Here is a 25,466-nt window from a genome sequence, read left to right as displayed (position 1 = left end):
CGACCGTTCTACGCCTGCGACACCGGCAGCACGTCGGGGGACAGGGCCGCCGAGCCCGACGTCGTCGCCGTCATACGGCGGCGGTGGTGGCGGCGGCACAGCACCTCGTAGCCGACGGCCTCCGACTGGTTGACGTCGCCGACGACGACCTGTGCGCCCTCGACGACCATGGCGCCGCCCACCGTGCGGGCGTTGTGCGTGGCGCGGGCGCCGCACCAGCACAGGGCCTCCACCTGGAGGACCTCGACGCGGTCGGCCAGCTCGACCAGCCGCTGGGAGCCGGGGAACAGCTTGGTGCGGAAGTCGGTCGTGATGCCGAAGGCGTAGACGTCCAGGCCCAGGTCGTCCACCACACGCGCGAGTTGGTCGATCTGCTCCGGTGCCAGGAACTGCGCCTCGTCCGCGATGACGTAGTCCGCGCGGCCGCCCTGCGAGAGGTGGTCGACGACGTAGGCGTACAGGTCCTGCCCGTCCTCGACCTCCACCGCGTCCGTGACCAGGCCGAGGCGGGAGGAGAGCTTGCCCTCACCCGCGCGGTCGTCACGCGTGAAGATCATCCCGGCCAGGCCGCGCGCCGAGCGGTTGTGCTCGATCTGCAGAGCCAGCGTCGACTTCCCGCAGTCCATGGTTCCGGAGAAGAACACCAGCTCGGGCATGGGGAGTTGAGCACCTTTCGGTGGGAGGGGGATCGGAGGGGCGGGCCTCAGGAGCGTACTTCGAGGAGGGGGACCAGTTGTTCGGCAGGGGTCATCGAGCCGTGGTTGCCGACCATCGCCGACTCCTTGGGCTCCCGCTCGGAGGCGATGATCAGGACGTCGTCGCGGGCGGCCGCGACCACGTCGCCGATGCGGGCGTACACGCGCTCGTCGATGTGCGGTCCGAACCAGCCCGCCGCGATCGCCTCGTCCCGCGAGGCCACCCAGAACTGCTCGCCGAGCACCTCGCGCCAGCAGGTGAGGACGTCGTTCTCGGCGCCCGGCACCGCGTACACGTGCCGCGCCCGGCCCTCGCCGCCCAGCAGGGCGACACCCGCGCGCAGTTCCCAGTCCTCGTCGAAGTCGATGCGGTGCTCTTCGTCGAAGGGGATGTCGACCATGCCGTGGTCGGCGGTGACGTACAGCGCGGTGCGCGGCGGGAGTTGCTCGGCGAGGCGCTGGACGAGGCGGTCGACGTGCATGAGCTGGCCCCGCCAGGTGTCCGACTCGACGCCGTAGCGGTGGCCCGCGCCGTCCAGTTCGGCGTAGTACGTGTAGACCAAGGAGCGGTCGCCGGCCGCGAGTTGCGCGGCCGCGAGGTCCATGCGGTCCTCGCCGGACAGCCGGCCGTGGAACGTTCCGCCACTGAGGGCGACCTGGGTCAGCGGGGTGTTCTGGAAGGTCGGCGACGTCACCTGGGCCGCGTGCACCCCGGCCTGTTCGGCCAGCTGGAAGACGGTGGGGTAGGGCTGCCAGGTGCGCGGCGAGGTCCAGGGCCGCCAGCGCAGCTGGTTCATCAGCTCGCCGGTCTCCGGGTTGCGCACGGTGTAGCCGGGCAGGCCGTGCGCGCCGGGCGGCAGACCGGTGCCGACGGAGGCGAGGGAGGTCGCGGTGGTCGCCGGGTAGCCGGTGGTCAGGGGGCGGCCGGTGCCGCCGCGCGAGGTGCCGAGGAGCGAGGTCATGAAGGGCGCCTCGTCCGGGTGCGCCTTCAGCTGCTCCCAGCCGAGCCCGTCGATCAGGAACACGCAGTTGCGGTCGGCGGGGGTCAGCTCGGTGATCGCGGCGGTCATGTCCGGTACGCCCATGCCGGCGGCCAGTGTGGGCAGCAGGTCGGCAAGGGAGCCGCTGCCGTACTCGGGCTGTGGCGCGGAGTCGACGGCGAGGGGTTCCGGGTGGGTGTCCCAGGGAGCGGACTGCGACATCAGCGGGTGGTGTCCGCGGTGGCCTCGGAGAGCGACTGGGCGAAGGCGAGCGCCTGGCGGACGGTCTCCGGTCCGTCACCGGCCTCGCTGACGCGCAGGCTGAGGTCGTCCGCCGTCGAGTTGCCCGTGTATCCGTGGTCGGCCTCGCAGTTGGGGTCGCCGCAGGCGGCCGGCTCGAGGTCGATGCGCGAGACGGCGCCCCAGCCGATGGTGAGGACGACCTCGCGGGGCAGGGTGCCCGGCTGGTACTGCTCCGGGTTGGCGACCACGCGGCTGACCACGACCGAGGAGATCCGGCCGAGTTTCACGGACTCCGTCGAGGTCGTGGCGTACGGCGTCGGGGAGGTGGTGTCCGCGGCCTGCTCGTCGGTGTGGCTGACGATGAAGCGGTTGCCGGTGAGGACGAGCACCGTGACGTGCCGCCGCACCTCGTTCGCGTCGAACGTGGTCTCCTGGTGGACCAGGTACGACCGGATGGGCTCGCCGCCCACGGCGGCCTCCACCGCCTCGGCCACGAGGGCCGGGTAGTAGCCGCTGCGCTCGATCGCCGCGCGCAGCCCCTGGGTCGTCGTACTGGTCTTGGCCATGACGTCCATCCTACGGGGGTGCACTGACTGCGAGGCACCGGTCAGCGCTGTCTTGGCGCACGTCTCAGTAGACGGGGAGGGTGCGCGGCCCGAGGTCGTCGCGGGCCGGTGGCGGCGCGAGGCGGACGGAGGCGCCGAGGACGGTGAGACCTCGGGGTGCGACGACGACCGGCTCCAGGGTCACGGCGACGACCTCGGGGTGGTCGTCGACCAGTCTGGACACTCTCAGCAGCAGCTCCTCCAGTGCAGGGGTGTCGACCGGGGTGGAGCCGCGCCAGCCGAACAGGAGCGGCGCCGTCCGGATCGACCGGACCAGGGAGGTGGCCTCCCGGTCGGTGACCGGGACCAGCCGGTGCGCCATGTCGCCGAGCAGCTGGGAGGCGGCTCCGGCGAGCCCGAAGGACAGGACGGCCCCGGCCGCCGGGTCGATGACGGCCCGTACCACGGTGTCCACGCCGCGTGGTGCCATCCCCTGCACCACCGGCCGAAGCTCCTCCGGCTTCCCGAACAACTCGGTCAACTCGGCGTACGCGCGCCGCAGTTGTTCCTCGTCCGCGAGATCCAGGCGTACGCCGCCGAGGTCGGCGCGGTGGCGCAGGTGCGGGGCGGTGGCCTTGAGGGCGACGGGGTAGCCGAGGGTCTCGGCGGCCCGGACGGCGTCGTTGGGGGTGAAGGCGGGAACCGCCCTGCGCACGGGGATGCCGTACTGCCCGAGCAGCTCGCAGGTGTCCTCGGTGCCGAGCGTGAGTCCTTGCCCGCGCGCGAGCATCCGGCCGATGAGCCGGGCGGCTCCCTTCTCGTCGATGTCCTCGTACTCGGGCACCTTGCCGGGGTCGGCGCTGTCGCGGCGCCATTGCGCGTACTTCACGGCTTCGCCGAGGGCACGGACGGCGCGCTCGGCGGCGGGGTAGGCGGGGATGAGGCGGGAGCAGGTGGCGGGCGCCGCGGGCTCCTGTGCGCGTGCCGGAGGGGGCAGTTGCTGTGAGGGGCGCAGCCGGCGGCTGCCGGTCGCGGTGGTGTCCGGCTGCGGGGCGGTGCTGGTCGCGGCCGACAGGGCCGCCGCGAGGCCGCCGAGCTCCACGTGCACCACGAGTACGGGCTTGCCCGGCACGGACTCGGCGGCCGATCGCAGCGCCTCCGCCAGCTCGGCATCCCCCGGCGACCCCTCGCCGATCGCCGGGATCGCGGTCACCACCACCGCATCGCACGAGTCGTCCCCGAGGGCGCGCAGCAGTGCCTGGTGGAAGTCCTCCGCCGAGGCCCCGGTGGTCAGGTCCAGTGGCCTGAGGGGCCTGAGCCCTTCGGAGAGGCAGGCGTCGTACGTGAGCAGCCCGAGGGACTCGGAGTTGCCCAGGATCGCCACCCGTGGGCCGGCCGGCAGGGGCTGCCGTGCGAGCAGCAGGCCCGCGTCGACCAGCTCGGTGATCGTGTCCACGCGGATCAGGCCGGCCTGCCTGAGCAGCGCGGATACCGTCGCGTGCGGCAACCGGGTGGCCCGTACGGCATGTCCCTGCGGGGCGGATCCGGCACCCTGGACCACGACCAGGGGTTTCGCGGCGGCCGTGCGACGGGCGAGGCGGGTGAACTTGCGCGGGTTGCCGATGGACTCCAGGTACATGAGGACGACGTCGGTGTCGGGGTCGTCGTACCAGTACTGGATGACGTCGTTGCCGGACACGTCCGCGCGGTTGCCGGACGACACGAAGGTGGACACGCCCGTGACTCCGGTGACGCCGCCGCCGCGTCGCTGCAGCCGGGACAGCAGCGCGATGCCGATGGCGCCGGACTGGGCGAACAGACCGATCCGGCCGGGGCGGGGCATCTCGGGGGCGAGGGATGCGTTCAGCCGTACCTCGGAGGACGTGTTGATGATCCCGAAGGCGTTCGGCCCGATGATCCGCATGCCGTACGTGCGCGCGTGCCGTACGAGTTCGCGCTGGCGCTCGCGACCCTCGGGCCCGCTCTCGGCATATCCGGCGGAGACGACGACGAGTCCCTGTACGCCGTGCTCTCCGCACTCGGTGACCGCTTCGGGGACGCGTTCGGCCGGCACGGCGACGACCGCGAGGTCGACGGGGCCGTCGATGTCCCGGACGGAGCGGTGGGCGGGGACGCCGTCGAGCTCCTTGACGTCTTCGGGGAGCGCCTTGTTCACGGCGTACAGCGCCCCGGTGAAGCCCGCGTCACGGATGTTGTCGAGGATGCTGCGGCCCACGCCTCCGGCGGTGCGGCCGGCGCCGACGACGGCGACCGAGCCGGGCACGAGCAGCCGTCGCACGGACCGCGCCTCGGCGCGCTGCTCACGCGCGCGTTGGACGGCGAGGGAGCGGTCGGTGGGTTCGAGGTCGAACTCCAGGCGTACGACGCCGTCCTCGAAGCTGCGCTTCTGGGTGTACCCGGCGTCCGTGAACACCTTGATCATCTTGGTGTTGGCGGGCAGCACCTCGGCGGCGAAGCGGCGGATGCCACGCTCCCGGGCGACCGCCCCGATGTGTTCGAGCAGGGCGGAGGCGACACCGCGCCCCTGGTGGGCGTCCTGTACGAGGAAGGCGACCTCGGCCTCGTCGGCCGGGGCCGACGCGGGCATGCCGTCGGCGCCGATGCGGTCATAGCGTACGGTGGCGATGAACTCGCCGCCGACCGTGGCCGCGAGTCCCACCCGGTCCACAAAGTCGTGGTGCGTGAAGCGGTGGACGTCCTTGGCGGACAGACGAGGGTAGGGCGCGAAGAAGCGGTAGTACTTCGACTCGTCCGAAACCTGCTCGTAGAAGCTGACCAGGCGCTCGGCGTCATCAACGGTGATGGGGCGGATGCGCGCGGTGCCGCCGTCGCGCAGCACCACGTCGGCCTCCCAGTGGGCGGGGTACTCGTGCCGGTCCGGCGAGGTCTGCATGGGCCCCAGAGTACGGCTCGCGTCCGACAACGGCGCGAGGCAGTCTGTGGAGAACACGGCAGTCCGTTGAGAAGAGAACAAGGACGGAAGTCGGGCCGAGGCCGCGGTCCGACTGCCCACCCCGGACGGGACACAGGACCGCTCCGGAGACGTTTCACGTGTGGGAAACTGGTCTAGACAACCCTGAGACTCTGAAGGGCAGCATCACATGGCTGAGCGCCGCGTCAACGTCGGCTGGGCCGAGGGCCTCCACGCCCGCCCCGCTTCCATCTTCGTCCGGGCCGCCACGGCCGCAGGTATCCCGGTGACGATCGCCAAGGCCGACGGCAACCCCGTCAACGCGGCCTCCATGCTGGCCGTTCTCGGCCTGGGCGCCCAGGGAGGCGAGGAGATCGTCCTCGCCTCCGAGGCCGAGGGTGCGGACGTCGCCCTCGACCGGCTGGCGAAGCTGGTCTCCGAGGGGCTCGAGGAGCTTCCCGAGACCGTCTGATCACGGCACCACAGAAGGGCTCGTCCGAATTGCCGGGCGAGCCCTTTGCTTTTCCCGCGCAGAGGCGATGGAATTACCGATCGCGGGCAGCAGAAATAATGCCCCCGCGAATTGTTCCCTCTTTGTATACGGTGCCCGTGTTAATGCCGCAGGCCCGACATGTTTACGGCATGTTGCGAGTTCCTCACAGCGTTCGCCCGCTCCGCGCCGCCGAACCGCAGCCGGTGCACCGCGCTCGAACGCTCGGTGTGCAGTGTGGTGACCGCCCGCGCGCGCTCACTGTCGCCGCGGGCCACGGCGTCGACGATCGCGCCGTGCTCCGCCCAGGACTCCACGGGGTTGGCCGGCGCCTCCACGGCGTACATCCAGGCGATCTTGTGGCGCAACTGGGTCAGCATCGAGGTCAGCGCGGGGCTGCCCGAGGCCTGGGCGAGCGTCTCGTGGAACCAGCCCCCCAAGGAGCGCAGATCCTCGCTGTTGCCCCTCCTGGCCCGCTCCTGGCCCAGTCTGACCAGGCCGCGCAGCACCTTGAGATGGGCGTCGGTGCGCCGCTGGGCGGCCCGGGAGGCGCCGAGCGGTTCCAGCAGCATGCGCATCTCCAGCAGGTCGGCGGCCTCCTGCTCGGTCGGTTCCGCGACGCACGCGCCCGCGTGCCGCCGGGTCACCACGAAGCCCTCGGCCTCCAGGGTGCGCAGGGCCTCGCGCACGGGGACGCGCGAGACGCCGTAGCGGCGCGCGAGGAGTTCCTCGGTGAGCCGGCTGCCGCGCTCGTAGACACCGGCGACGATGTCGTCCCGGATCGCCGTGCACACCGAGTGCGCCGGAATACGCATGACCGACCTCCGACTTAATCCCCGTGAAACGTCGATGATTGACGTGTATCGGTGACTCTATTGCACGGAGGCGGAATTTCCGACGGCGGGCCGGAATCCATGGATATTTTTTGGACAGCAGGGCGGCAGAAACGCCGAAAGCCCCGGCTCGGGAGCCGGGGCTTCAGCGGATCCTGCGATCCGTCGTCACACGTTCACGCCGTGCGAGCGCAGGTAGGCGACGGGGTCGATGTCCGAGCCGTACTCGGGCGTCGTGCGGGCCTCGAAGTGCAGGTGCGGTCCGGTGGTGTTGCCGGTCGCGCCGGAGAGGCCTATCTGCTGGCCCGGGGTGACCGTCTGCCCGACCGAGACGCCGATGGACGACAGATGGCCGTACTGGGTGTACGTGCCATCGTTCATCTTGATCACGATCTGGTTGCCGTAGGCGCCGCCCCACCCGGTCTGGACGACGGTCCCGGCGCCCACCGCGTGGACGACCGTGCCGCTCGCGGCGTGGAAGTCGATGCCGGTGTGACTGCCGGAGGACCACAGGGAGCCGCTGGCCTTGTAGCCGGTGGAGACGTACGAGTCCGATATCGGCGCCACGAACGTGTTGAGGCGCTTGCGCTCGGCCTCGCGGGCGGCGCGCTCCTTGGCCTCGCGCTCCTGCTTGGCCTGGGCGGCGGCCTTCTCGCGTGCCGCCTCCAGGGCCGCCTTCTTGAGCGCGGCCTCCTCGGCGGCCTGCTTCTGGGCGTCGGCCTGGGCGTCGATCTTGTCGGCGATGGTGTTGCCGATGGTGATGACAGGGGTCAGGCCGGTCTGCTCGACGGCGGTGTCGGCGGCGAGCGCGGGAGCCGCGAGGGTGCCGATGACGCCGGTGGCGGCGAGGGCCGCGACTCCGGCGGCGCGGGTGGTGGTGCGGTGCATCCGCGTGGGACGACGGTGCTTCCCGGTGGCGCGCGTGAACGCCATGTAGTGGCTGGTCCTTTCCTTCCCTCTCGCCTACCGGGTTAGCTGACGGGTTCGGAGCAGGAAGGTCTCCTACGGACCCCCTCGCTGCACGCGCGGGCGTCCGATTCACCCCTGGGACTTGGGCCCCTCCAGCCGCGATGGCGGCGACAGGAGGGCGGGTCCCCGGCTCCCCTGGCTCGCGCCGTACGGGGACTCGGCGATGGCTGTCCGGTGCCGCGGATGCGGCGCGGTGCCTGACGGACAGCCCGGACGACGCTAAGCGGGGCCGCTTTCAATCCCCAAACGGATCACGGTGTTTGTAGCGCATCCCACAGGGCAGACAGGCAACTCTCCTTCGATTCTCTGCCAATTCGGACATACGAGGGCCCTGGCGACGCATCCGTCACCAGGGCCGTCCCGCGCGCGCGTGCCGCTACTCGGCCGACACCACGCTGACTTCGCCGATCCCGAGCGCCTCGACGGGCTCCTTGATCTGCGCCGCGTCACCGACGAGAACCGTCACCAGACGGTCCACCGGGAAGGCGCTCACGACCGCCGCGGTGGCCTCCACGGTGCCGGTCGCGGCGAGCTGCTGGTACAGCGTCGCCTGGTAGTCGTCGGGCAGGTGCTGCTCGACCTGGTCGGCCAGCGTGCTCGCCACCGCCGCCGCGGTCTCGTACTTGAGCGGCGCCACACCGACGAGGTTCTGTACGGCGACGTCGCGCTCGGCGTCGGTGAGGCCGCCCTCGGCGAGGGTGCGCAACACCGTCCACAGGTCCTGCAGCGCCGGGCCGGTGTTCGGGGTGTCGACGGAGCCGCTGATGGCGAGCATCGCGGCACCGGAGCCGTCCGGGGCGGACCTGAGGACCTGGCCGAACGCGCGCACACCGTAGGTGTAGCCCTTCTCCTCGCGCAGGACGCGGTCCAGGCGCGAGGTGAGGGTGCCGCCGAGGCAGTACGTGCCGAGCACCTGCGCGGGCCACACGCGGTCGTGCCGGTCGGGGCCGACGCGGCCGATGAGCAGCTGCGTCTGGACGGCACCGGGACGGTCCACGATGATCACGCGCCCGGTGTCGTCGGCGGTCACCGGCGGCACGGGGCGGGGTTCGGCCTTGGAGCCGGTCCAGGCGCCCAGGGTGTCGTCGAGCAGCGCGTCCAGGTCGATGCCGGTGAGGTCGCCGACGACGACGGCGGTGGCCGTGGCGGGCCGGACATGGCGGTCGTAGAAGGCGCGCACGGCCGCCGCGTCGATCTTCTCGACCGTCTCCTCGGTGCCCTGGCGCGGACGCGACATGCGCGAGGTCGCCGGGAACAGCTCCTTGGAGAGCTCCTTGGCGGCACGGCGCGAGGGGTTGGCCAGCTCGTGCGGGATCTCGTCCAGGCGGTTGCGGACCAGCCGCTCGACCTCGCTGTCGGCGAACGCGGGCGCCCTGAGGGCGTCGGCGAGCAGACCGAGCGCCTTGGCGAGACGGGAGGCCGGGACCTCGAGGCTCAGACGTACACCCGGGTGGTCCGCGTGCGAGTCGAGGGTGGCGCCGCAGCGCTCCAGCTCGGCGGCGAACTCCTCGGCGGAGTGCTTGTCGGTGCCCTCCGAGAAGGCCCGCGCCATGATCGTGGCGACACCTTCGAAACCGGCCGGCTCGGCCTCCAGAGGCGCGTCCAGGAGCACCTCGACGGCGACGACCTGCTGGCCGGGGCGGTGGCAGCGCAGGACGGTGAGGCCGTTGTCGAGCGCGCCGCGCTCGGGGGACGGGAACGCCCACGGCTTGGCCTCGCCCGCCCGGGGCTGCGGGTGGAACTGCATCGTGGCGAGCTCGGTCACTTGGCCGCCTCCTCGTTCTGGTCGGTGGCTTCCACCGTGGCTTCGGACTCGGGGTCTTCGGGGAAGTCCTCGTCCTGGGTGTGCTCCGCGGACTCGGGTGAGAGCGGCTCGTAGACGAGCACCGCGCGGTTGTCGGGGCGCAGACGGGCCTTGGCGACCTCCTGGACCTCCTCGGCCGTCACCTCCAGGACGCGCTGGACGGCGGTGAGGGCGAGCTGCGGGTCGCCGAAGAGGACGGCGAACCGGCACAGTTCGTCGGCGCGGCCCGCGACCGTGCCGAGCCGGTCCAGCCACTCGCGCTCCAACTGGGCCTGGGCACGCTCCATTTCCTCGGCCGTGGGGCCCTCCGCGGCGAACCGGGCGAGCTCCTCGTCGATGGCGGCCTCGATGACCGGCACCTCGACGTCACCGGAGGTCTTCACGTCGAGCCAGCCCAGGGAGGGCGCTCCGGCCAGCCGCAGCAGGCCGAATCCGGCCGCGACGGCCGTACGGTCGCGGCGCACCAGCCGGTTGTAGAGGCGGGAGGACTCGCCGCCGCCGAGGACGGTGAGCGCCAGGTCGGCGGCGTCCGCCTCGCGCGTGCCGTCCTGCGGCAGCCGGTAGGCCGCCATCAGGGCGCGCGCCGGGACCTCCTCCTCGATGACCTCGCGCAGCTGCTCACCGATGATCTCGGGCAGCGAGCCGTCGCGGGGCTCCGGCTTCCCGTCGTGCGAGGCGATGGACCCGAAGTACTTCTCGATCCAGGCGAGCGTCTGCTCCGGGTCGATGTCGCCGACGACCGAGAGGACGGCGTTGCCCGGCGCGTAGTACGTGCGGAAGAACGCGCGCGCGTCCTCCAGGGTCGCCGCGTCCAGGTCGGCCATCGAGCCGATCGGCGTGTGGTGGTAGGGATGGCCCTCCGGGTAGGCGAGGGCGGTCAGCCTCTCGAACGCCGTACCGTACGGCACGTTGTCGTAGCGCTGCCTGCGCTCGTTCTTGACGACGTCCCGCTGGTTCTCCATGGACTCGTCGTCGAGGGCGGCGAGCAGGGAGCCCATCCGGTCGGCCTCCAGCCAGAGGGCGAGCTCCAACTGGTGGGCGGGCATGGTCTCGAAGTAGTTGGTGCGCTCGAAGCTGGTGGTGCCGTTCAGCGAGCCGCCGGCACCCTGCACCAGCTCGAAGTGCCCGTTGCCCTTGACCTGCCCGGAGCCCTGGAACATCAGGTGCTCGAAAAGGTGAGCCAGGCCGGTACGTCCCTTGACTTCGTGGCGCGAGCCGACGTCGTACCAGAGGCACACCGCCGCGACGGGGGTCAGGTGATCCTCTGAGAGCACCACGCGCAGGCCGTTGGCCAGGCGGTGCTCGGTCGCTGTCAGGCCCCCGGTGCCTGCCTGGTCTGTGGCCGTGTGACCCATGGGCATGTACGTCCCTTCGCCTCGCGGATGCGGTGGTTCGAACCGCGGTTTTCCTGCCGGTCCTGCCACTGTATGCAAGCGTGCAGATCGTCGGCGAAGTTCCCGGACGACGTACGCCCACAGCGGATCGCGTAGCCTTCCGCCACGCCGGGAACCTACTTCGACGCCAGGTCCTCGTCCGCGTTGTCAGTGCCGCGGTCCACAATGGTCGCGTCAGAACCCGTTCACGCTTCAGCGCGAGCAGCCAGAAAAGAGGAGCCGGCAGCGATGGCCCGCCGCAGCACGAAGACCCCGCCGCCCGACGACTCGTTCGAGGAGCGCATCCTCGACATCGACGTCGTCGACGAGATGCAGGGCTCCTTCCTCGAGTACGCGTACTCGGTCATCTACTCCCGAGCCCTGCCCGACGCCCGCGACGGCCTCAAGCCGGTCCACCGCCGCATCGTCTACCAGATGAACGAGATGGGGCTGCGCCCCGACCGCGGCTATGTGAAGTGCGCGCGCGTGGTCGGCGAGGTCATGGGCAAGCTGCACCCGCACGGCGACGCGTCGATCTACGACGCCCTGGTACGCATGGCCCAGCCCTTCTCCATGCGCGTGCCGCTCGTCGACGGCCACGGCAACTTCGGCTCGCTGGGCAACGACGACCCGCCGGCCGCCATGCGGTACACCGAGTGCCGCCAGGCGCAGGCGACGAGCCTGATGACGGAGTCGATCGACGAGGACACGGTCGACTTCGCGCCCAACTACGACGGCCAGGAGCAGGAGCCGGTCGCCCTGCCCGCGGCCTTCCCGAACCTGCTGGTGAACGGCTCGTCGGGCATCGCGGTCGGCATGGCGACGAACATGCCGCCGCACAACCTGGCCGAGGTCATCGCGGCCGCCCGGCACCTGATCCGCTACCCGGCCGCGGACCTCGACACCCTGATGAAGCACGTTCCCGGACCGGACCTGCCCACCGGCGGCCGCATCGTGGGCCTCGCCGGCATCCGGGACGCGTACGAGACGGGCCGCGGCACCTTCAAGATCCGTGCCACGGTGGAGATCGAGACCGTCACCGCCCGCCGCAAGGGCCTGGTCGTCACCGAACTGCCCTTCGCGGTCGGCCCTGAGAAGGTGATCGCCAAGATCAAGGACCTGGTCGGTTCGAAGAAGATCCAGGGCATCGCCGACGTCAAGGACCTCACCGACCGCGAGCACGGCCTGCGCCTGGTCATCGAGATCAAGAACGGCTTCGTGCCGGAGGCCGTCCTGGAGCAGCTGTACAAGCTGACGCCGATGGAGGAGTCCTTCGGCATCAACAACGTCGCACTGGTGGACGGCCAGCCGCTCACCCTCGGCCTCAAGGAGCTCCTGGAGGTCTACCTCGACCACCGCTTCGAGGTCGTGCGCCGCCGCAGCGAGTTCCGCCGCACCAAGCGCCGCGACCGGCTGCACCTGGTGGAGGGCCTGCTGACGGCTCTCGTCGACATCGACGAGGTCATCCGGCTGATCCGCTCCAGCGAGAACAGCGCGCAGGCGAAGGAACGCCTGATGGAGCGCTTCTCGCTCTCGGAGATCCAGACCCAGTACATCCTCGACACGCCACTGCGCCGTCTCACCAAGTACGACCGCATCGAGCTGGAGTCGGAGAAGGAGAAGCTGAACGCGGAGATCGCGGAGCTGACCCGGATCCTGGAGTCGGACGCGGAGCTGCGCAAGCTGGTCTCCTCGGAACTGGCCGCGGTGGCCAAGAAGTTCGGCACCGAGCGGCGTACGGTCCTGCTGGAGGCCTCGGGCGCCCCGGCGGCCGCCGTACCGCTGCAGGTCGCGGACGACCCGTGCCGGGTGCTGCTGTCCTCCACGGGTCTGCTGGCCCGCACGTCGAACGGGGAGCCCTTCCCGGAGGACGCCGACGCCCGGCGCACCAAGCACGACGTGATCGTGTCGGCGGTCCCGGCGACGGCACGCGGCGAGATCGGCGCGGTGACCTCCTCCGGCCGCCTTCTGCGGATCAACGTGGTCGACCTTCCCCAGCTGCCGGAGACGGCGTCGGCGCCGAACCTCTCCGGCGGTGCGCCTCTGTCGGAGTTCCTCTCCCTGGAGGACGACGAGACGGTGGTCTGCCTGACCACGCTGGACGAGTCCTCCCCCGGTCTCGCCCTCGGCACCGAACAGGGCGTCGTCAAGCGTGTGGTCCCCGACTACCCGTCCAACAAGGAGGAGTTGGAGGTCATCACGCTCAAGGACGGCGACCGGATCGTCGGCGCGGTCGAGCTGCGCACCGGTGAGGAGGACCTGGTCTTCATCACGGACGACGCGCAATTGCTGCGCTACCAGGCCTCGCAGGTCCGGCCCCAGGGCCGTCCGGCGGGCGGTATGGCGGGCATCAAGCTGACCGAGGGCGCGAAGGTCATCTCCTTCACTGCGGTGGACCCGGCGGCGGATGCGGTCGTCTTCACGGTCGCGGGCTCGCGCGGCACGCTCGACGACTCGGTCCAGACGACGGCCAAGCTGACCCCGTTCGACCAGTACCCGCGCAAGGGCCGCGCCACCGGCGGGGTGCGCTGCCAGCGCTTCCTGAAGGGCGAGGACTGTCTGTCCCTGGCCTGGGCGGGCACCGTCCCGGCCAAGGCCGCCCAGAAGAACGGCACCCCGGCCGACCTCCCGGAGCTCGACCCGCGCCGCGACGGCTCGGGCGTGTCCCTGCCGAAGACGGTGGCGGTGGTGGCGGGCCCGGTCTAGGCCGGCGGCTCCACGAGATCCTCTTCCGGATCCTGTACATAGCGCAGGACGCCCCACATACCGTGCTCGTCGGCGGTGTGCGGGGCGTCGCTGTTGCACGCCTCGAGTTCCTTGCCGAGGGCGGCCGCGTCGATGCCGGAGCCGATGAGGACCAGCTGGGTGAGGCGGGCATCGCCCGGCGCCCAGGGCTCCGGGTAGAACCGGAGGAAGCGCCCCACCGCGTGCACGGCGTAACGGTTGTGGACGTCGTACGCCCCGAAGTCGACGTACCCCTTGATCCGGTACAGCCCCTCGGGCCTGCTGTCGAGGAACTCCATCAACCGGCGTGGGTCCAGGGGCGCTTCGGAGCTGAAGGACAGGCTGTCGTAGGCCGCGTGCAGATGATCGGCGTGGCCGCGCCGGCCGAGTTCCCCATGTTCGCCGTGTTCGCCGTGTTCGTGCAGGTCGTCGAAGGACAGCTGCCCGATGCGTTCCTCGCTGGGCCTGCAGTCGAAGAGGAACTCGGGGTCGATGCGGCCGTAGGTGGCCGGGACGACGGCTGCGCGGTCGACGAGCGAGCGGACGAGCCCGAGGACGCGCTCTGCGTCCGCTGCCCGGTCGAGCTTGTTGACGACGACGAGGTCGGCGAGGGCGAGGTGCCGGTCGATCTCGGGGTGCTTCACGCGCGTGTCGTCGAACTCGGCGGCGTCGACGACCTCGACGAGGCCGCCGTACACGATCCCCGGTTGCTCACTGGCGAGCACCATGCGCACGAGTTCCTGGGGTTCGGCGAGGCCGCTGGCCTCGATCACGATGACGTCGATGTCGGCGGAGGGCCGGGCGAGCCGCTCCAGATAGAGGTCGAGCTCGCTGACGTCCACGGCACAGCACAGACAGCCGTTTCCGAGCGAGACGGTGGAATCGCCGAGCGCTCCGGCCACGGCCATGGCGTCGATCTCGATGGCGCCGAAGTCATTGACGACGGCACCGATGCGGCTGCCACCGCTGCGGTGGAGGAGGTGATTGAGCAGGGTGGTCTTGCCGGAGCCCAGGAATCCGGCGAGTACGACGACCGGGATCTGCCGGAGGCTGTGGCTCGGCTGACTCAACGTGCGACCTCTCTGACACCGACGCGTGCACCGGATCGCGGTCCCGGCGCACGCATGAGGATTGAATGCCGGACCAGGATACGAGCCGGAATAATCCCCGCGAAGTGAACGATTGTTAGCAGCACTTGCGGGGCAGACGTTGGGCAAGGCGCCGGAGCGTGCGACCCTCGCTTCCCTCCGTGCGCCTCCTCTCCGCCTCCCTGCCGACCAGAGCCGCTCGGCACCCTGGGAGACGGCAAGCGCCGCCCACCGCTCGCCGGTCCCCATCAGTCGACCCGCACCCCGACGACCGGCGGACGGCCGCCTGACTCGGGGGTTGACATGGCCACACAGAAGCGTGGAGTACGAGGGCTGAGCGCGATCGCCGCGGCCGGAATGGGACTGGTGACAGGAACGCTCGTCACCTTGGCCGCACAGCGGCAGGCCCTCGCCTCGCTGCGCATGCGCCTCGAGCACTTGGAACAGGCCGCACAGGCCCAGCGCGATGCCAATCTCGCCCACCAACAGCGTCTGCACTGGGAACTGTTGAGCAAGGCCATGGACGATCACGAACTTGCCGAGGTGCTCGACACCTACGAGGAGACCGTCTCCGCCAAGAAGCAGCGTCAGTTCCTGTTCGCCAACGCCCTGTACACGAATGCACTCTGCTACTACCGCATCGGCAACATCAGCCGCGATGAATTCTTCGGATTCGCCCGAGGCATCCTGCAGAATCCCATCTTCAGGGAGTACTGGTATGCCACCCGCCCCCACAGGGCCACGCTGATCGACACCTCGGAGGAAGCAGAACTTGGGCAGATGGTCGACGACCTCCTGCGCCAGCTCGAAGAGGCCGACGGCGAAGAGTGGTGGGTAGTGGGGGAACCCCCGATCGACTGAGGACCTCGCTGCGCCGTCGACCGAGCCGCACGGACTCCGCCACGGCGTCGGCCGTGAAGTTTCGTCCGCCGAAGCACCTTCCGGGTGGATCACACAGTCGGGCGATAACGAACTCGCAAATTCTCGCGTTTCCCCTCATGCCAACAGGGTTGACTGCTCCGCGATCGCGTTCAGGGTCAACCCCACCGAACCGTCGCTCCATGCCGCCCGGTCGTCGAGTCAGCAGCCCCACAGGGCCGCGTCACACCGCGCAGCGACAGCGCGCAGGCGCTCAGGCCTTGAGACCAAGGGGAACTTGAACAGTGATTCGGATCATCCGTCGGCTTGGCACTCCTCCAAAGGCTCGAGGAAGCGTATCCGGGCAGAATTGCCCGGATATCTTCGAGCTGGCCGACGGGAACTTCGCCGTCATCGGAACAGATGCCACGAACAGGCTGGACGCTCAACTTCCTGCCGACACCTGCCGGACCGACGGCGACCGCATCGTCATGGTCACACGCGAAACTCTGATTCACGCCAAAGTCGACATTCCCGTTGCCGCCGAAAGTCTCCGAACGGCTCCTGCACTGCTCAGCGCGGGGCGTTCAAAGGCCGTCGGCACCAGGCCTGTGCCTACACCCGCAAGCAGGGGAGATCAACAAAACGTGAAAATCGTACGGCGGATCGGCGTGCCGCCTCAGTCACGTAAGTCATCACCGAGCACTACAGGACAAACCTGCCCCGACATCTTCGAGCTGAGCGACGGCAACTTCGCCGTCATCGGTACGGAGGCCACGAAAGAACTCGACGACAAGTTGCCGCCCGACGCCTCACGGGCGGACTACGAGCGCATCGTCGTCATCAGCCGCGAAACCCTGATCGAGGCCAAGAAGGACATTCCCGACGCCTGACGCGTCGCGATGCGCCGTCCGGGCTCGGCACCGAGCGGTGCCGAGCCCCTCGTGCAGCTGCGACGATCGGCCCCTCAGACCACCCCCGGCACCGCCACCGGCGCCTCCGCCCCCACGTACCGGGCCACCGGCCGGATGATCTTCGAGTCCTCCGCCTGTTCCAGGATGTTCGCGCTCCAGCCCACCACCCGCGCCGCCGCGAACGTCGGCGTGAACATCTCGCGGGGCAGGCCGCACAGTTCCATGACCACGCCCGCGTAGAACTCGACGTTCGTGTGGAGTTCGCGGCCGGGCTTCAGTTCCGCCAGGATGCTCTCGACGTGACGCTCGACCTCCACCGCGAACTCCACGCGCGGGCCGCCGAAACTCTGGGCCAACTCGCGGAGCATCCGTGAACGCGGATCCTCGGTGCGGTAGACCGGGTGGCCGAAGCCCATGATGCGGTCGCCGGCGAGGACGCGTTCACGGACCCAGGGGTCGATGCGGTCCGGGGTGCCGATCGCGTCCAGAGTGTCCAGCGCACGGCTGGGCGCACCACCGTGCAGCGGACCGGAGAGCGCCCCCACGGCTCCGACCAGGCAGGCGGCGACGTCCGCTCCCGTCGACGCGATGACCCGTGCCGTGAAGGTTGACGCATTGAAGCCGTGATCAATGGTTGAGATCAAGTACTGCTCGACCGCCCGGGCCCGCTTCGGCTCCGGCACCGAACCCGTCAGCATGTAGAGGTAGTTCGCCGCATAGGAGAGGTCGTCCCGGGGCTCCACCGGTTCGAGACCGCGGCCCAGCCGGTGCAGCGCCGTGAGCAGGGTCGGCACGGCCGCGGCCGCCACGAGGGTGTCCTGACGGCGGGCGGCCGCGTCGATGTCGTACACCGGCCGGAAGCCCTTCGCCGCACCGAGCAGCGACAGCACGGTGCGCATACCGGCCAGCGGGCCCGATCCCCCGCTCGCCGCCGCGATGGCGGGCAGCGCGGCCCGCACCTCGTCGGGCAGCCGCCGCAGGGCGGCCGTTTCGGAGACGAAGGCCGCACGCTGCGCCTCGTCCGGCAGTTCGCCGTGGACCAGGAGATGCCAGACGTCCTCGAACCCGCGGCTCTGCGCGAGTTCGACGGCCGAGTACTGACGGTAGTGGTAGAAGCCCTCGAGCCCCCTGACGTCCCCGATCTCGGTGTCGGTGACGACGACGCCGGCGAGCCCCCGCGGCACGTCGACGGTGGCGACGGCTGACCTGTTGACGGACATGATTCCTCCCTGGACTTGATTCAACTGTCCATGCTTGACTATTTCACTGTCAATGTTGATTGAATCAATACTTTCGATCCATGCGTCGTGATGCGGATACGGTGACCCCATGCGCGATCAAGACCCCTCCGCCGGTCACGCCGAACGCCGGCTGACCACCAAGGAAGCCGCCGAACTGCTGGGCGTGAAGCCTGAGACCGTGTACGCGTACGTGAGCCGCGGCCAGCTCAGCAGCCGCCGCGTCCCCGGCGGCCGGGGCAGCACCTTCGACGTCAAGGAGGTGGAGGCACTCGCCCGGCGCAACAGACGGGAGAGCAGCGGGAGTTCACCATCGGGGGGCGAACTCTCCGTGCGCACGCGCATCACCCTCATCGAGACGGACCGGTACTTCTTCCGCGGCGTCGACGCCACCGAACTGGCCGCGCGCCACTCCTACGAAGAGGTCGCCGAGTGGCTGTGGACCGGTCGGCTGCGCCCCGGCACGGTGTTCACCGCGCCCGAGGCCCCCGTCGCCCTGGCCCGCCGCGCCGTCGACGCGCTGCCCGAGCACACCGGACCGACCGACCGGCTGCGGGTTGCGGCGATCGCCGCCGCGGTGGCGGATCCGCTGCGCTTCGACCTCTCCGAGGACGCCGTGCTCGGCACCGCGCGCACGCTCATCCCCACCCTGGTCGCGGCCCTGCCGCCGGCCCGGCGCGGCCACCGTGACGAGGGTCCGCTGGCACACCGCCTGTGGGCGCGGCTGACCGGAGCCGAGCCCGACGAGGCCTCGCTACGTGTGCTGGACACCGCGCTCGCCCTGCTCGTCGACCACGACCTCGCCGCCTCGACGCTCGCCGTGCGCGTCGCCGCCTCGGCCCGCGCCCACGCGTACGCGGCCGTCTCCGCCGGGCTCGGAGTACTGGAAGGCCCTCTGCACGGAGCGGCCAGCGGCCTCGCCCACCGGCTGCTGCTCGACGTGCTCGACGAGGGCAATGCGGCCCCGGTCATCGCGGAAGAGTTGCGGGCGGGCCGCCGCATCCCGGGGCTCGGTCACCGCCTCTATCCCGGCGAGGACCCACGCGCGCGTGTCCTGTTCGGGCTCCTGGAGGAGATCCCCCGCGCCGCGCCCGCCCTGGCTGCGGCCCGCGACATCGTGGCCACCACTGCCCGTCACACTCCGCTGCACGCGAATGTCGACCTGGCCCTGGCCGTGCTCACCGCGTCCTCAGGCATGCCCTCCACCGCAGGCGAGACCATCTTCGCCGTGGCGCGTACGGCGGGCTGGATCGCCCATGCGCTCGAGGAGTACGGGGAACGCCCGCTGCGCATGCGGCCCAGTGGACACTACGTCGGCCCGAAGCCGCCCCAGCCGCTGCCGTAGCAGGACCGACCCCCTGTAGGCGCAGGACACGGACGCGGCCGGAAGCCGCGGTGAGCCAAGTCAGGTTAGGCTCACCTCTGTGAGTACGTGCTCAACCGTCTCCCGGGAGCTCGACGAGCCCCTTTCGGGAACCGCGGCCACCGCGCGGACCTGGCTGCTGCTGGAGCAGCCGGGTCCCTGGGGCGCCAAGGCGCTCACTTCGAGCCACCTCGATCCGGCACTCGGCCGCGCCCTGGAGGCGGCCGTCAAGGGCACGGGCGTACGCATCGCGCTGATCCGCCGCCCGGGACGGCACGCCGACTGCGGCGCTCCCACCATGCGGCAGGTGTACGCGGCCCACACCGCGCCCGGCAACGCATGGCTGCACTCGGCCACCGTCCGCGATCCGCGGGCTCTGCTCGACCTCGACTTCACCGCGCTCGGCAGGGGCGCGCACCACACCTTCGACACGGCGCTCGATGCCCGACCGCATGCCGGCGCTCCGCTCGCCCTCGTCTGTACGAACGGCAAGCGGGACCGCTGCTGCGCGCTGCTCGGCCGCCCGCTCGCGGCCGAGCTCGCCGCCACCGAGGTGGAGGGCGTCTGGGAGGTCACCCATCTGGGTGGCCATCGCTTCTCGCCCACACTGCTCGTCCTTCCGTACGGGTACGCGTACGGCCGCGCCGAGGCCCACGCGGTCAAGGAGGTCCTGCACGGCGTCCAGGAGGGACGGATGGCCGTGGAGGGCTGCCGCGGGCGCTCCGCCTGGGAGCGGCCCGGTCAGGCGGCCGAGCTGGCCGTGCGCTCGGCCGTACGCGAGTACGCGGCGGACGCCCTGAGAGTCGTACGAACGGACGGGGCCGCGCCGCGCTGGCAGGTGACCGTCGCTCACGTGGACGGACGCCGGTGGCGCGTCGAGGTGGCCCAGGGTGCGGCCCTGCCGCCCCGCCCGGAGAGCTGTGGGACGTCGATCCTCGGTTCACCTGCACGGATGGAGGTCTTGGCGGTGCACGAGCTGAGCATGACCGCACTCGCGAGTTGACCGGTCCCCTCAATACTTCGGTCGCTGGGCTCAGCATTGATCAAGAGATGCATGCCACACCCCCTACGGCAGCTCCGACGCGTCCACGTACCGTCGTGGGTATGAGCCCCACTCCCCCAGCCCGCCGCCTGCGCCTCGGTCTGCCCAAGCGGGTGTTCTCGCAGGTGCTGCTGATGCAGGTGGCGATCGCCGCGGGGGTCGCGGTGCTCGCGACCGGACTGTTCCTGGCTCCGCTGAGCAAGCAGCTCGACGAGGAGGCGATGCGCCAGGCGCTCGCCATAGCCGAGACCACAGCGCAGAACCCGCAGATCGCCGAGGGGGTCCTGCACACCCCGCCGACCAGGGACGGCCCGGTGCAGAAGGAGGCCGAGCGGATCCGGCGGGCCACGCACGCCGAGTACATCGTGGTGCTGGACCGGAACAAGGTGCGCTGGTCGCACCCCACGGCGTCGGAGATAGGCAACATCGTCTCCACGAGCCCCCGAGAGGCCCTGGCCGGCAAAGAGGTCATGGAGATCGACAGCGGCACCCTGGGCCGCTCGGCCCGCGGCAAAGTGCCCCTTCGGGACAGCCACGGCAAGATCATCGGAGCGGTCTCGGTCGGTATCAAGTACGACAGCGTGCGGGCCGACCTCATCGGCGCGATCCCCGGACTGCTCGCCTACGCCGGCGGCGCACTGGCCGTCGGTGCGCTGGCCGCCTGGCTGATCTCGCGGCGGGTCCAGCGGCAGACCCGCGACCTCGCCTTCTCGGACATCTCGGCGCTGCTCGCGGAGCGCGAGGCGATGCTGCACGGTATCCGGGAGGGCGTCGTCGCCCTGGACCGGGCCGGCCGGATACGCCTCCTGAACGACGAGGCGCACCGGCTGCTGAGCATTGACGGGGACGCCGTCGGCCGGTCCCCCGACGAGGCACTCGGCGAGGGACGCACGGCCGACATCCTGGCCGGCCGGGTGACGGGAACCGACCTGCTCACCGTGCGCGGCCAGCGCGTCCTGGTCGCCAACCGCATGCCCACCGACGACGGCGGCGCCGTGGCCACCCTGCGCGACCGCACCGAACTGGAGCAGCTCGGCCGGGAACTCGACTCGACGCGCGGCCTGATCGACGCCCTTCGCGCCCAGGACCACGAGCACGCCAACCGTATGCACACGCTCCTGGGGCTGCTCGAACTGGAGATGTACGACGATGCCGTGGAGTTCGTCGGAGAGGTGGTGGGAGACCACCGGGCCACGGCCGAGCAGGTCACCGAGAAGATCCAGGATCCGCTGATCGCCGCTCTGCTGGTCGGCAAGGCGACCGTTGCGGCCGAGCGCGGTGTCGCCCTGTGGGTCTCAGACCGGACGCGGCTCCCGGACCGGTTGATCGACCCGAGGGGGCTCGTCACGATCGTGGGGAACCTGGTGGACAACGCGCTCGACGCGGTCGCCGGCACCCTCCACGCGCGCGTGGAGGTCGAGTTGCGCACCGAAGGGCGTACCGCCGTCCTCAGGGTGCGCGACACCGGGCCCGGAATCCCGGCGGAACAGCACGAGTTGATCTTCACTGACGGGTGGTCCACGAAGGAGCCGCCCGCACACCGCAAGCGCGGCATCGGCCTGTCCATGGTGCGCAGGCTCGCGGAGCGGCAGGGCGGCAGCGCGACGGTGGGCGAAGCGGACGGTGGTGGGGCGGAGTTCACCGTCGTCCTGCCGGAAGCACTGACCGAGCGGGCGCCGGAGCCGGCCCTCACGGCCACCGCGGACACGACCGCCAAGGAGGAGTCGCGATGATCGAGGTCCTGGTCGTGGACGACGACACCAGGGTCGCCCAGGTCAACGCCGCCTACGTCGAGAAGGTGCCGGGTTTCCACGTGGCCGGCGAGGCGCACAGCGCCGCCGAGGCGCTCCGTCTGCTGGAGACGCTGCCCCGTCTCGACCTGGTCCTCATGGACCACTACCTGCCCGACGACACCGGTCTCGCGGTCGTCCAGGAGATGCGCCGGCGCGGCCAACAGACCGACGTGATCATGGTGACGGCGGCCCGTGACGTGTCGACCGTGCAGGCCGCGATGCGGCACGGCGCGCTGCAGTACCTGGTCAAGCCGTTCGCCTTCGCGGGCCTGCGCGCCAAGCTGGAGGCGTACGCGGAGCTGCGCCGCACGCTCGACGGCGGAGGCGAGGCGGAGCAGGCCGAGGTGGACCGCATCTTCGGTGCCCTGTCGGCCTCTTCGGAGCCGGGGCTGCCCAAAGGCCACTCCCCCACCACCGCGGAACTCGTACGTCAGTCCCTGATGAGCGCCGAAGGGCCCCTGTCAGCCCAGGAGATCGCCGACCGGACGGGAGTGAGCCGCCAGACCGCCCAGCGCTATCTGAAGCTCCTGGAGCGCACCGGACGGGCCCGGCTCACCCTGAAATACGGCGACGCGGGCCGCCCTGAACACCGTTACGTGTGGGCGACCCGCGCCTGAGGGCACGGCCGGTGGGGGCGGGGGAAGTAGCCGTGCCCTTTCCTACATACGGATTCAGCCCGCTGCCTTCTCCACGAACTCGGTGGTGAACGTCTTGCTCAGATCCACCTTGGCGTTCTTGATGTTGGGGTTGAACGCCCTGAGGACCTTCTCGACGGTCTCGGGGCCGTCCTTGGGCATCACGCCGTCCTTGGTGAACATCGGCAGCGTGCTCTCGATGGCCGCCGCGTAGAGGATCTTGTTGCCCTGCGAGTAGTCGGCGGGCATCTTGTCGGCGATCTGCGTCGAGCTGTGGGTGGACATCCACTTGAGCGTCTTGACGAATGCATTGGCCAACTTCTGGACGGTGTCCTTGTGACTGTTGACCCAGTCCGTCTGCATGTACAGGCTTGACGACGGGTACGGGCCGCCGAGCGCCTCCTGGGACCCCTCCGGGGTCCGCATGTCGAGGAGGACCTTGCCCGCCTTCTTGTCGAGGATGGTGGCGACGGTCGGGTCGGTCGTCATGCCGCCGTCGATGGCGCCCTTCTGGAGCGCCGAGATGAAGGTCGGTCCCGCGCCGACGGCGACCGGCGTGAAGTCGCTGACGTTCACCCCGTTCTTGACGGCGAGGTACTTGGTGAGGAAGTCGGTCGACGAGCCGAGACCGGTGATGCCGAGCTTCTTGCCCTTGAAGTCCTTGGGCGACTTGATGTCTCCCGCCGCCTTGCTGGAGACGATCTCCACCTCTCCGGGCGCGTGCGAGAACTGCACCACGGACTCCACCGACTTGCCCTTCGTCTGAAGGTCGAGGGTGTGGTCGTAGAAGCCGACGGCCCCCTGGACCTGCCCGGAGACGAGCGCGGTCTCGGCCTGGACACCGGCGGGCTCGCTCAGCATCTCCACATCGAGGCCCTCCGCGTCGAAGTAGCCGAGCCGCTGGGTGAGCATCGCGGGCAGGTAGATGACCTTGTCGAGGCCACCGACCATGATCTTGACCTTCGTGCCCTTGCCGTCGCCCTTGCTGGTGGAGGCGGTACTGGCCGCCTCGTTCGCACAGGCGGTGAGCGCGGAGAGGGTGAGCAGGCCGGCGGCGGCCAGGGTGGTGTATCTGGCGGACTTGCGCATGAGGGTTCACGTCCTTGTGAGAGGGCGGTGCGGGAAAGACGGGGGGGGGGTGGCTTGTGACGGCGTTCAGCTGTCGGAACCCGACGGCTTCCACCGGAAGATGCGGCGCTCGGCGAAGGTCAGCAGCCCCTCGGCGGCGAGCGCGACGACGGCGAGGATGACCATCGCCGCGTACACACCGGCCGTGTTGAAGGTCCCCTGCGACTGCGAGATCAGCAGGCCGACGCCCTTGGTCGCGCCGATGTACTCGCCGACGATGGCGCCGATGAGGGCGAACCCGAAGCTGACATGGAGGCTGGTGAAGATCCACGAAGTGGCGGACGGGACGACCACCTGAAGCGTCACTCTGCGGTCGCTCGCGCCGAGGATCCGGGCGTTGGAGACAAGGTTGCGGTCGACCTCGCGGGCGCCCTGGAAGGCGTTGAAGAAGACCGGGAAGAAGACCAGGACGACCGCCGACGCGACCTTGGAGGCGGGACCGAGCCCGAACCAGATCATGAAGATCGGAGCGAGGACGATCCTGGGTATGGAGTTGAGCACCTTGATGTATGGACCAAGGACATCGGCGAGGAAGGTGATCCGTCCGAGGGTGATGCCGAACAGGACACCGGCGATCACACCGAGAACCCAGCCGAGCAGCGCCTCGTACAGCGTGTACCAGATCTGCTCGCCCAGGGACCCGATGGCGGTCCCGTGCGCCACCCAGGTGTAGATCTGGTCCCAGACCTTCGAGGGCATCGAGAAGTTGAAGGGGTCGATGGCCTCGGTCCGGGCGAGCAACTCCCACAGACCCAGCACGGCGACCAGGAGAAGTACGCGGGTGATCGTGACGACGATCTTGCGTCTACGGGCGGCACGCGCGCGTGACTGCGCGCGGTCCGTCTTGTTTCCGGGTTCGGTCATGGTCAGCGCGACCTGTGCCTCGGGCATGACGTCAGGCGACATGGGTGGCACCCCTCTCACGGGTGATGCGGACCTCTTCGCCGAGGGACTCCCAGATCTCGCGGTAGATCTCGATGAACCGCGGCTCCAGGCGCACCGACTCGACCTTGCGCGGCCGCGGCAGGTCGATGTCGAAGACCTGCTTCACGGTGGCCGGGCCTGCCGTCATGACGACGACCTTGTCGGCCAGCGCGATCGACTCCTCCAGGTCGTGTGTGACGAAGACCACGGATGCCCCCGTGCCCTCCCACAGTTCGAGCAGCTCGTCCGACATCAGTGCCCTGGTCTGCACGTCGAGCGCCGAGAACGGCTCGTCCATCAACAGGATCTCGGGGTCGTTGACGAAGGTCGCGGCGAGCGCGACGCGCTTGCGCTGGCCGCCGGAGAGCTGGTGCGGGTAGCGGTCCTCGAAGGCGGCGAGCCCGACCCGGGCCAGCCACTCACGCGCCTTCGCCTTCGCCTCCGGCTTGGGCACGCCACGAAAACGCGGGCCCGCCATGACGTTCGACAGCACGGTGCGCCAGGGGAAGGTGGCGTCCTGCTGGAAGACGAAACCGACCTTGTCGCCGACGCCGCGAACCGGCTCCCCGGCAACCAGAACCTCGCCCTCGGTGGGCTCCTCCAACCCGCTGACCAAGGTCAACGTGGTCGACTTGCCGCACCCCGTGGGGCCGACGACCGCCACGAACTCGCCACGCCCGACCGTGAGGTCCAGCTCCCTGACGGCCGTGTGCAGACCCCCCGACGGGGTCCTGAAGATCTTGCTCGCGCCCCGCAACCGGATGGCGGGGCTGGTGTCTGCGCTCATGGCCGGGGACGGTAGATGTGGCCCGGGCCACGGCAGCAGCCTTGTGAGCGCATGCCGTTCTTTTGCTTGCAACAGCCTGTTGTGCTCGTTTTGCGCGCGCTACAACAG

21 protein-coding genes, 1 pseudogene and 1 riboswitch are annotated in these 25,466 nt (G+C 70.2%); of the genes and pseudogenes, 9 read left to right on the top strand and 13 right to left on the bottom strand.

The window, feature by feature from the left end; translation table 11 throughout:
- Positions 1-8: 8 nt before the first annotated feature.
- Genes ABD355_RS19575 through ABD355_RS19560 form a run of 4 tightly spaced genes read right to left on the bottom strand, consistent with a single transcriptional unit; the run spans position 9 to position 5,377 of the window.
- A complete protein-coding gene (locus ABD355_RS19575) occupies positions 9-656 on the bottom strand; it encodes a thymidine kinase (RefSeq protein ID WP_344401762.1) in 648 nt (215 codons plus the stop codon).
- 47 nt (positions 657-703) lie between these two features.
- The gene (locus ABD355_RS19570) at positions 704-1,897 is read right to left on the bottom strand and encodes an alkaline phosphatase family protein (RefSeq protein WP_344401761.1); all 1,194 of its coding nucleotides are present in this window, start codon (positions 1,895-1,897) and stop codon (positions 704-706) included.
- Positions 1,897-2,493, bottom strand: coding sequence for a DUF5998 family protein (locus tag ABD355_RS19565; protein ID WP_344401760.1), 597 nt, complete (start codon positions 2,491-2,493; stop codon positions 1,897-1,899). The genes ABD355_RS19570 and ABD355_RS19565 overlap by 1 nt, the downstream gene beginning before the upstream one ends.
- Before the next feature lie 55 nt (positions 2,494-2,548).
- Positions 2,549-5,377: a bifunctional acetate--CoA ligase family protein/GNAT family N-acetyltransferase gene (locus ABD355_RS19560; protein ID WP_344401759.1), complete on the bottom strand. Its 2,829-nt coding sequence runs from the start codon at positions 5,375-5,377 to the stop codon at positions 2,549-2,551.
- Positions 5,378-5,585: 208 nt separating this feature from the next.
- Between ABD355_RS19560 and ABD355_RS19555 the strand changes: the two genes are divergently transcribed.
- Positions 5,586-5,867, top strand: coding sequence for an HPr family phosphocarrier protein (locus ABD355_RS19555; protein ID WP_030605519.1), 282 nt, complete (start codon positions 5,586-5,588; stop codon positions 5,865-5,867).
- 140 nt (positions 5,868-6,007) lie between these two features.
- Here ABD355_RS19555 and ABD355_RS19550 read toward each other — a convergent pair whose 3' ends face one another.
- The 4 genes from ABD355_RS19550 to ABD355_RS19535 all read right to left on the bottom strand — a co-directional run bounded on the left by ABD355_RS19550 (position 6,008) and on the right by ABD355_RS19535 (position 10,852).
- On the bottom strand, positions 6,008-6,700 hold the full coding sequence (locus tag ABD355_RS19550; protein ID WP_344401758.1) for a GntR family transcriptional regulator: 693 nt from the start codon (positions 6,698-6,700) through the stop codon (positions 6,008-6,010).
- Between the two features lie 186 nt (positions 6,701-6,886).
- Complete coding sequence (locus ABD355_RS19545; protein WP_344401757.1) at positions 6,887-7,651, bottom strand: M23 family metallopeptidase; 765 nt, start codon at positions 7,649-7,651, stop codon at positions 6,887-6,889.
- 12 nt (positions 7,652-7,663) lie between these two features.
- A riboswitch (cyclic di-AMP (ydaO/yuaA leader) is annotated at positions 7,664-7,860 on the bottom strand.
- A gap of 203 nt (positions 7,861-8,063) precedes the next feature.
- Positions 8,064-9,452, bottom strand: coding sequence for a M16 family metallopeptidase (locus ABD355_RS19540; protein WP_344401756.1), 1,389 nt, complete (start codon positions 9,450-9,452; stop codon positions 8,064-8,066).
- Positions 9,449-10,852, bottom strand: a complete 1,404-nt coding sequence (locus tag ABD355_RS19535; protein ID WP_344401754.1) for a M16 family metallopeptidase — start codon at positions 10,850-10,852, stop codon at positions 9,449-9,451. The genes ABD355_RS19540 and ABD355_RS19535 overlap by 4 nt, the downstream gene beginning before the upstream one ends.
- 261 nt (positions 10,853-11,113) lie before the next feature.
- Here ABD355_RS19535 and ABD355_RS19530 point away from each other — a divergent pair, with 261 nt between their 5' ends.
- Positions 11,114-13,570: a DNA gyrase/topoisomerase IV subunit A gene (locus ABD355_RS19530; protein WP_344401753.1), complete on the top strand. Its 2,457-nt coding sequence runs from the start codon at positions 11,114-11,116 to the stop codon at positions 13,568-13,570.
- Here the strand turns inward: ABD355_RS19530 and ABD355_RS19525 are convergent.
- Positions 13,567-14,658, bottom strand: a complete 1,092-nt coding sequence (locus ABD355_RS19525) for a CobW family GTP-binding protein (RefSeq protein ID WP_344401752.1) — start codon at positions 14,656-14,658, stop codon at positions 13,567-13,569. The genes ABD355_RS19530 and ABD355_RS19525 overlap by 4 nt on opposite strands.
- Positions 14,659-14,979: 321 nt before the next feature.
- On the opposite strand from ABD355_RS19525, the gene ABD355_RS19520 reads away from it, so the two are divergent.
- The 3 genes and pseudogenes from ABD355_RS19520 (at position 14,980) to ABD355_RS19510 (ending at position 16,427) form a co-directional block, all read left to right on the top strand.
- The gene (locus ABD355_RS19520; RefSeq protein ID WP_344401751.1) at positions 14,980-15,537 is read left to right on the top strand and encodes a DUF6082 family protein; all 558 of its coding nucleotides are present in this window, start codon (positions 14,980-14,982) and stop codon (positions 15,535-15,537) included.
- 305 nt (positions 15,538-15,842) lie between these two features.
- Positions 15,843-16,076: pseudogene (locus ABD355_RS19515) on the top strand (hypothetical protein); the annotation flags it as partial.
- A gap of 105 nt (positions 16,077-16,181) precedes the next feature.
- Positions 16,182-16,427, top strand: coding sequence for a hypothetical protein (locus ABD355_RS19510; protein WP_344402058.1), 246 nt, complete (start codon positions 16,182-16,184; stop codon positions 16,425-16,427).
- Between the two features lie 74 nt (positions 16,428-16,501).
- Here ABD355_RS19510 and ABD355_RS19505 read toward each other — a convergent pair whose 3' ends face one another.
- Entirely contained in the window at positions 16,502-17,668 is a 1,167-nt protein-coding gene (locus ABD355_RS19505) for a citrate synthase/methylcitrate synthase (protein ID WP_344401750.1), read from the bottom strand.
- A 109-nt stretch (positions 17,669-17,777) separates the two neighbouring features.
- Here ABD355_RS19505 and ABD355_RS19500 point away from each other — a divergent pair, with 109 nt between their 5' ends.
- The 4 genes from ABD355_RS19500 to ABD355_RS19485 all read left to right on the top strand — a co-directional run bounded on the left by ABD355_RS19500 (position 17,778) and on the right by ABD355_RS19485 (position 22,501).
- The gene (locus tag ABD355_RS19500) at positions 17,778-19,031 is read left to right on the top strand and encodes a citrate synthase (RefSeq protein ID WP_344401749.1); all 1,254 of its coding nucleotides are present in this window, start codon (positions 17,778-17,780) and stop codon (positions 19,029-19,031) included.
- A gap of 79 nt (positions 19,032-19,110) precedes the next feature.
- The gene (locus ABD355_RS19495; RefSeq protein WP_344401748.1) at positions 19,111-20,052 is read left to right on the top strand and encodes a ferredoxin family protein; all 942 of its coding nucleotides are present in this window, start codon (positions 19,111-19,113) and stop codon (positions 20,050-20,052) included.
- 101 nt (positions 20,053-20,153) lie between these two features.
- Entirely contained in the window at positions 20,154-21,824 is a 1,671-nt protein-coding gene (locus tag ABD355_RS19490; RefSeq protein ID WP_344401747.1) for an ATP-binding protein, read from the top strand.
- Complete coding sequence (locus ABD355_RS19485; protein WP_344401745.1) at positions 21,821-22,501, top strand: response regulator; 681 nt, start codon at positions 21,821-21,823, stop codon at positions 22,499-22,501. The genes ABD355_RS19490 and ABD355_RS19485 overlap by 4 nt, the downstream gene beginning before the upstream one ends.
- A gap of 54 nt (positions 22,502-22,555) precedes the next feature.
- Here the strand turns inward: ABD355_RS19485 and ABD355_RS19480 are convergent, their stop codons facing one another.
- From ABD355_RS19480 to ABD355_RS19470, 3 genes are all read right to left on the bottom strand, one after another.
- On the bottom strand, positions 22,556-23,608 hold the full coding sequence (locus ABD355_RS19480; RefSeq protein WP_344401743.1) for an ABC transporter substrate-binding protein: 1,053 nt from the start codon (positions 23,606-23,608) through the stop codon (positions 22,556-22,558).
- A 66-nt stretch (positions 23,609-23,674) separates the two neighbouring features.
- On the bottom strand, positions 23,675-24,553 hold the full coding sequence (locus tag ABD355_RS19475; protein WP_344401742.1) for an ABC transporter permease: 879 nt from the start codon (positions 24,551-24,553) through the stop codon (positions 23,675-23,677).
- Complete coding sequence (locus ABD355_RS19470; RefSeq protein ID WP_344401741.1) at positions 24,543-25,358, bottom strand: ABC transporter ATP-binding protein; 816 nt, start codon at positions 25,356-25,358, stop codon at positions 24,543-24,545. Before ABD355_RS19470 ends, ABD355_RS19475 begins: the two co-directional genes overlap by 11 nt.
- Between the last annotated feature and the right edge of the window lie 108 nt (positions 25,359-25,466).

This window comes from Streptomyces longisporus, from assembly GCF_039532765.1.
In the GTDB taxonomy this organism is placed as follows: Bacteria; Actinomycetota; Actinomycetes; order Streptomycetales; family Streptomycetaceae; genus Streptomyces; species Streptomyces longisporus.
Note: the sequence above shows the minus strand (reverse complement) of the source record. Positions and strands in the feature narration are given on the sequence as shown.

Coding starts and splice junctions, on each gene's coding strand:
- ABD355_RS19490 (WP_344401747.1), top strand. CDS start 20,154: ATGAGCCCCACTCCCCCAGCCCGCCGCCTGCGCCTCGGTCTGCCCAAG.
- ABD355_RS19505 (WP_344401750.1), bottom strand. CDS start 17,668: ATGTCCGTCAACAGGTCAGCCGTCGCCACCGTCGACGTGCCGCGGGGG.
- ABD355_RS19555 (WP_030605519.1), top strand. CDS start 5,586: ATGGCTGAGCGCCGCGTCAACGTCGGCTGGGCCGAGGGCCTCCACGCC.
- ABD355_RS19560 (WP_344401759.1), bottom strand. CDS start 5,377: ATGCAGACCTCGCCGGACCGGCACGAGTACCCCGCCCACTGGGAGGCC.
- ABD355_RS19565 (WP_344401760.1), bottom strand. CDS start 2,493: ATGGACGTCATGGCCAAGACCAGTACGACGACCCAGGGGCTGCGCGCG.
- ABD355_RS19500 (WP_344401749.1), top strand. CDS start 17,778: ATGCGCGATCAAGACCCCTCCGCCGGTCACGCCGAACGCCGGCTGACC.
- ABD355_RS19475 (WP_344401742.1), bottom strand. CDS start 24,553: ATGTCGCCTGACGTCATGCCCGAGGCACAGGTCGCGCTGACCATGACC.
- ABD355_RS19485 (WP_344401745.1), top strand. CDS start 21,821: ATGATCGAGGTCCTGGTCGTGGACGACGACACCAGGGTCGCCCAGGTC.
- ABD355_RS19470 (WP_344401741.1), bottom strand. CDS start 25,358: ATGAGCGCAGACACCAGCCCCGCCATCCGGTTGCGGGGCGCGAGCAAG.
- ABD355_RS19535 (WP_344401754.1), bottom strand. CDS start 10,852: ATGCCCATGGGTCACACGGCCACAGACCAGGCAGGCACCGGGGGCCTG.
- ABD355_RS19550 (WP_344401758.1), bottom strand. CDS start 6,700: ATGCGTATTCCGGCGCACTCGGTGTGCACGGCGATCCGGGACGACATC.
- ABD355_RS19480 (WP_344401743.1), bottom strand. CDS start 23,608: ATGCGCAAGTCCGCCAGATACACCACCCTGGCCGCCGCCGGCCTGCTC.
- ABD355_RS19530 (WP_344401753.1), top strand. CDS start 11,114: ATGGCCCGCCGCAGCACGAAGACCCCGCCGCCCGACGACTCGTTCGAG.
- ABD355_RS19570 (WP_344401761.1), bottom strand. CDS start 1,897: ATGTCGCAGTCCGCTCCCTGGGACACCCACCCGGAACCCCTCGCCGTC.
- ABD355_RS19575 (WP_344401762.1), bottom strand. CDS start 656: ATGCCCGAGCTGGTGTTCTTCTCCGGAACCATGGACTGCGGGAAGTCG.
- ABD355_RS19520 (WP_344401751.1), top strand. CDS start 14,980: ATGGCCACACAGAAGCGTGGAGTACGAGGGCTGAGCGCGATCGCCGCG.
- ABD355_RS19545 (WP_344401757.1), bottom strand. CDS start 7,651: ATGGCGTTCACGCGCGCCACCGGGAAGCACCGTCGTCCCACGCGGATG.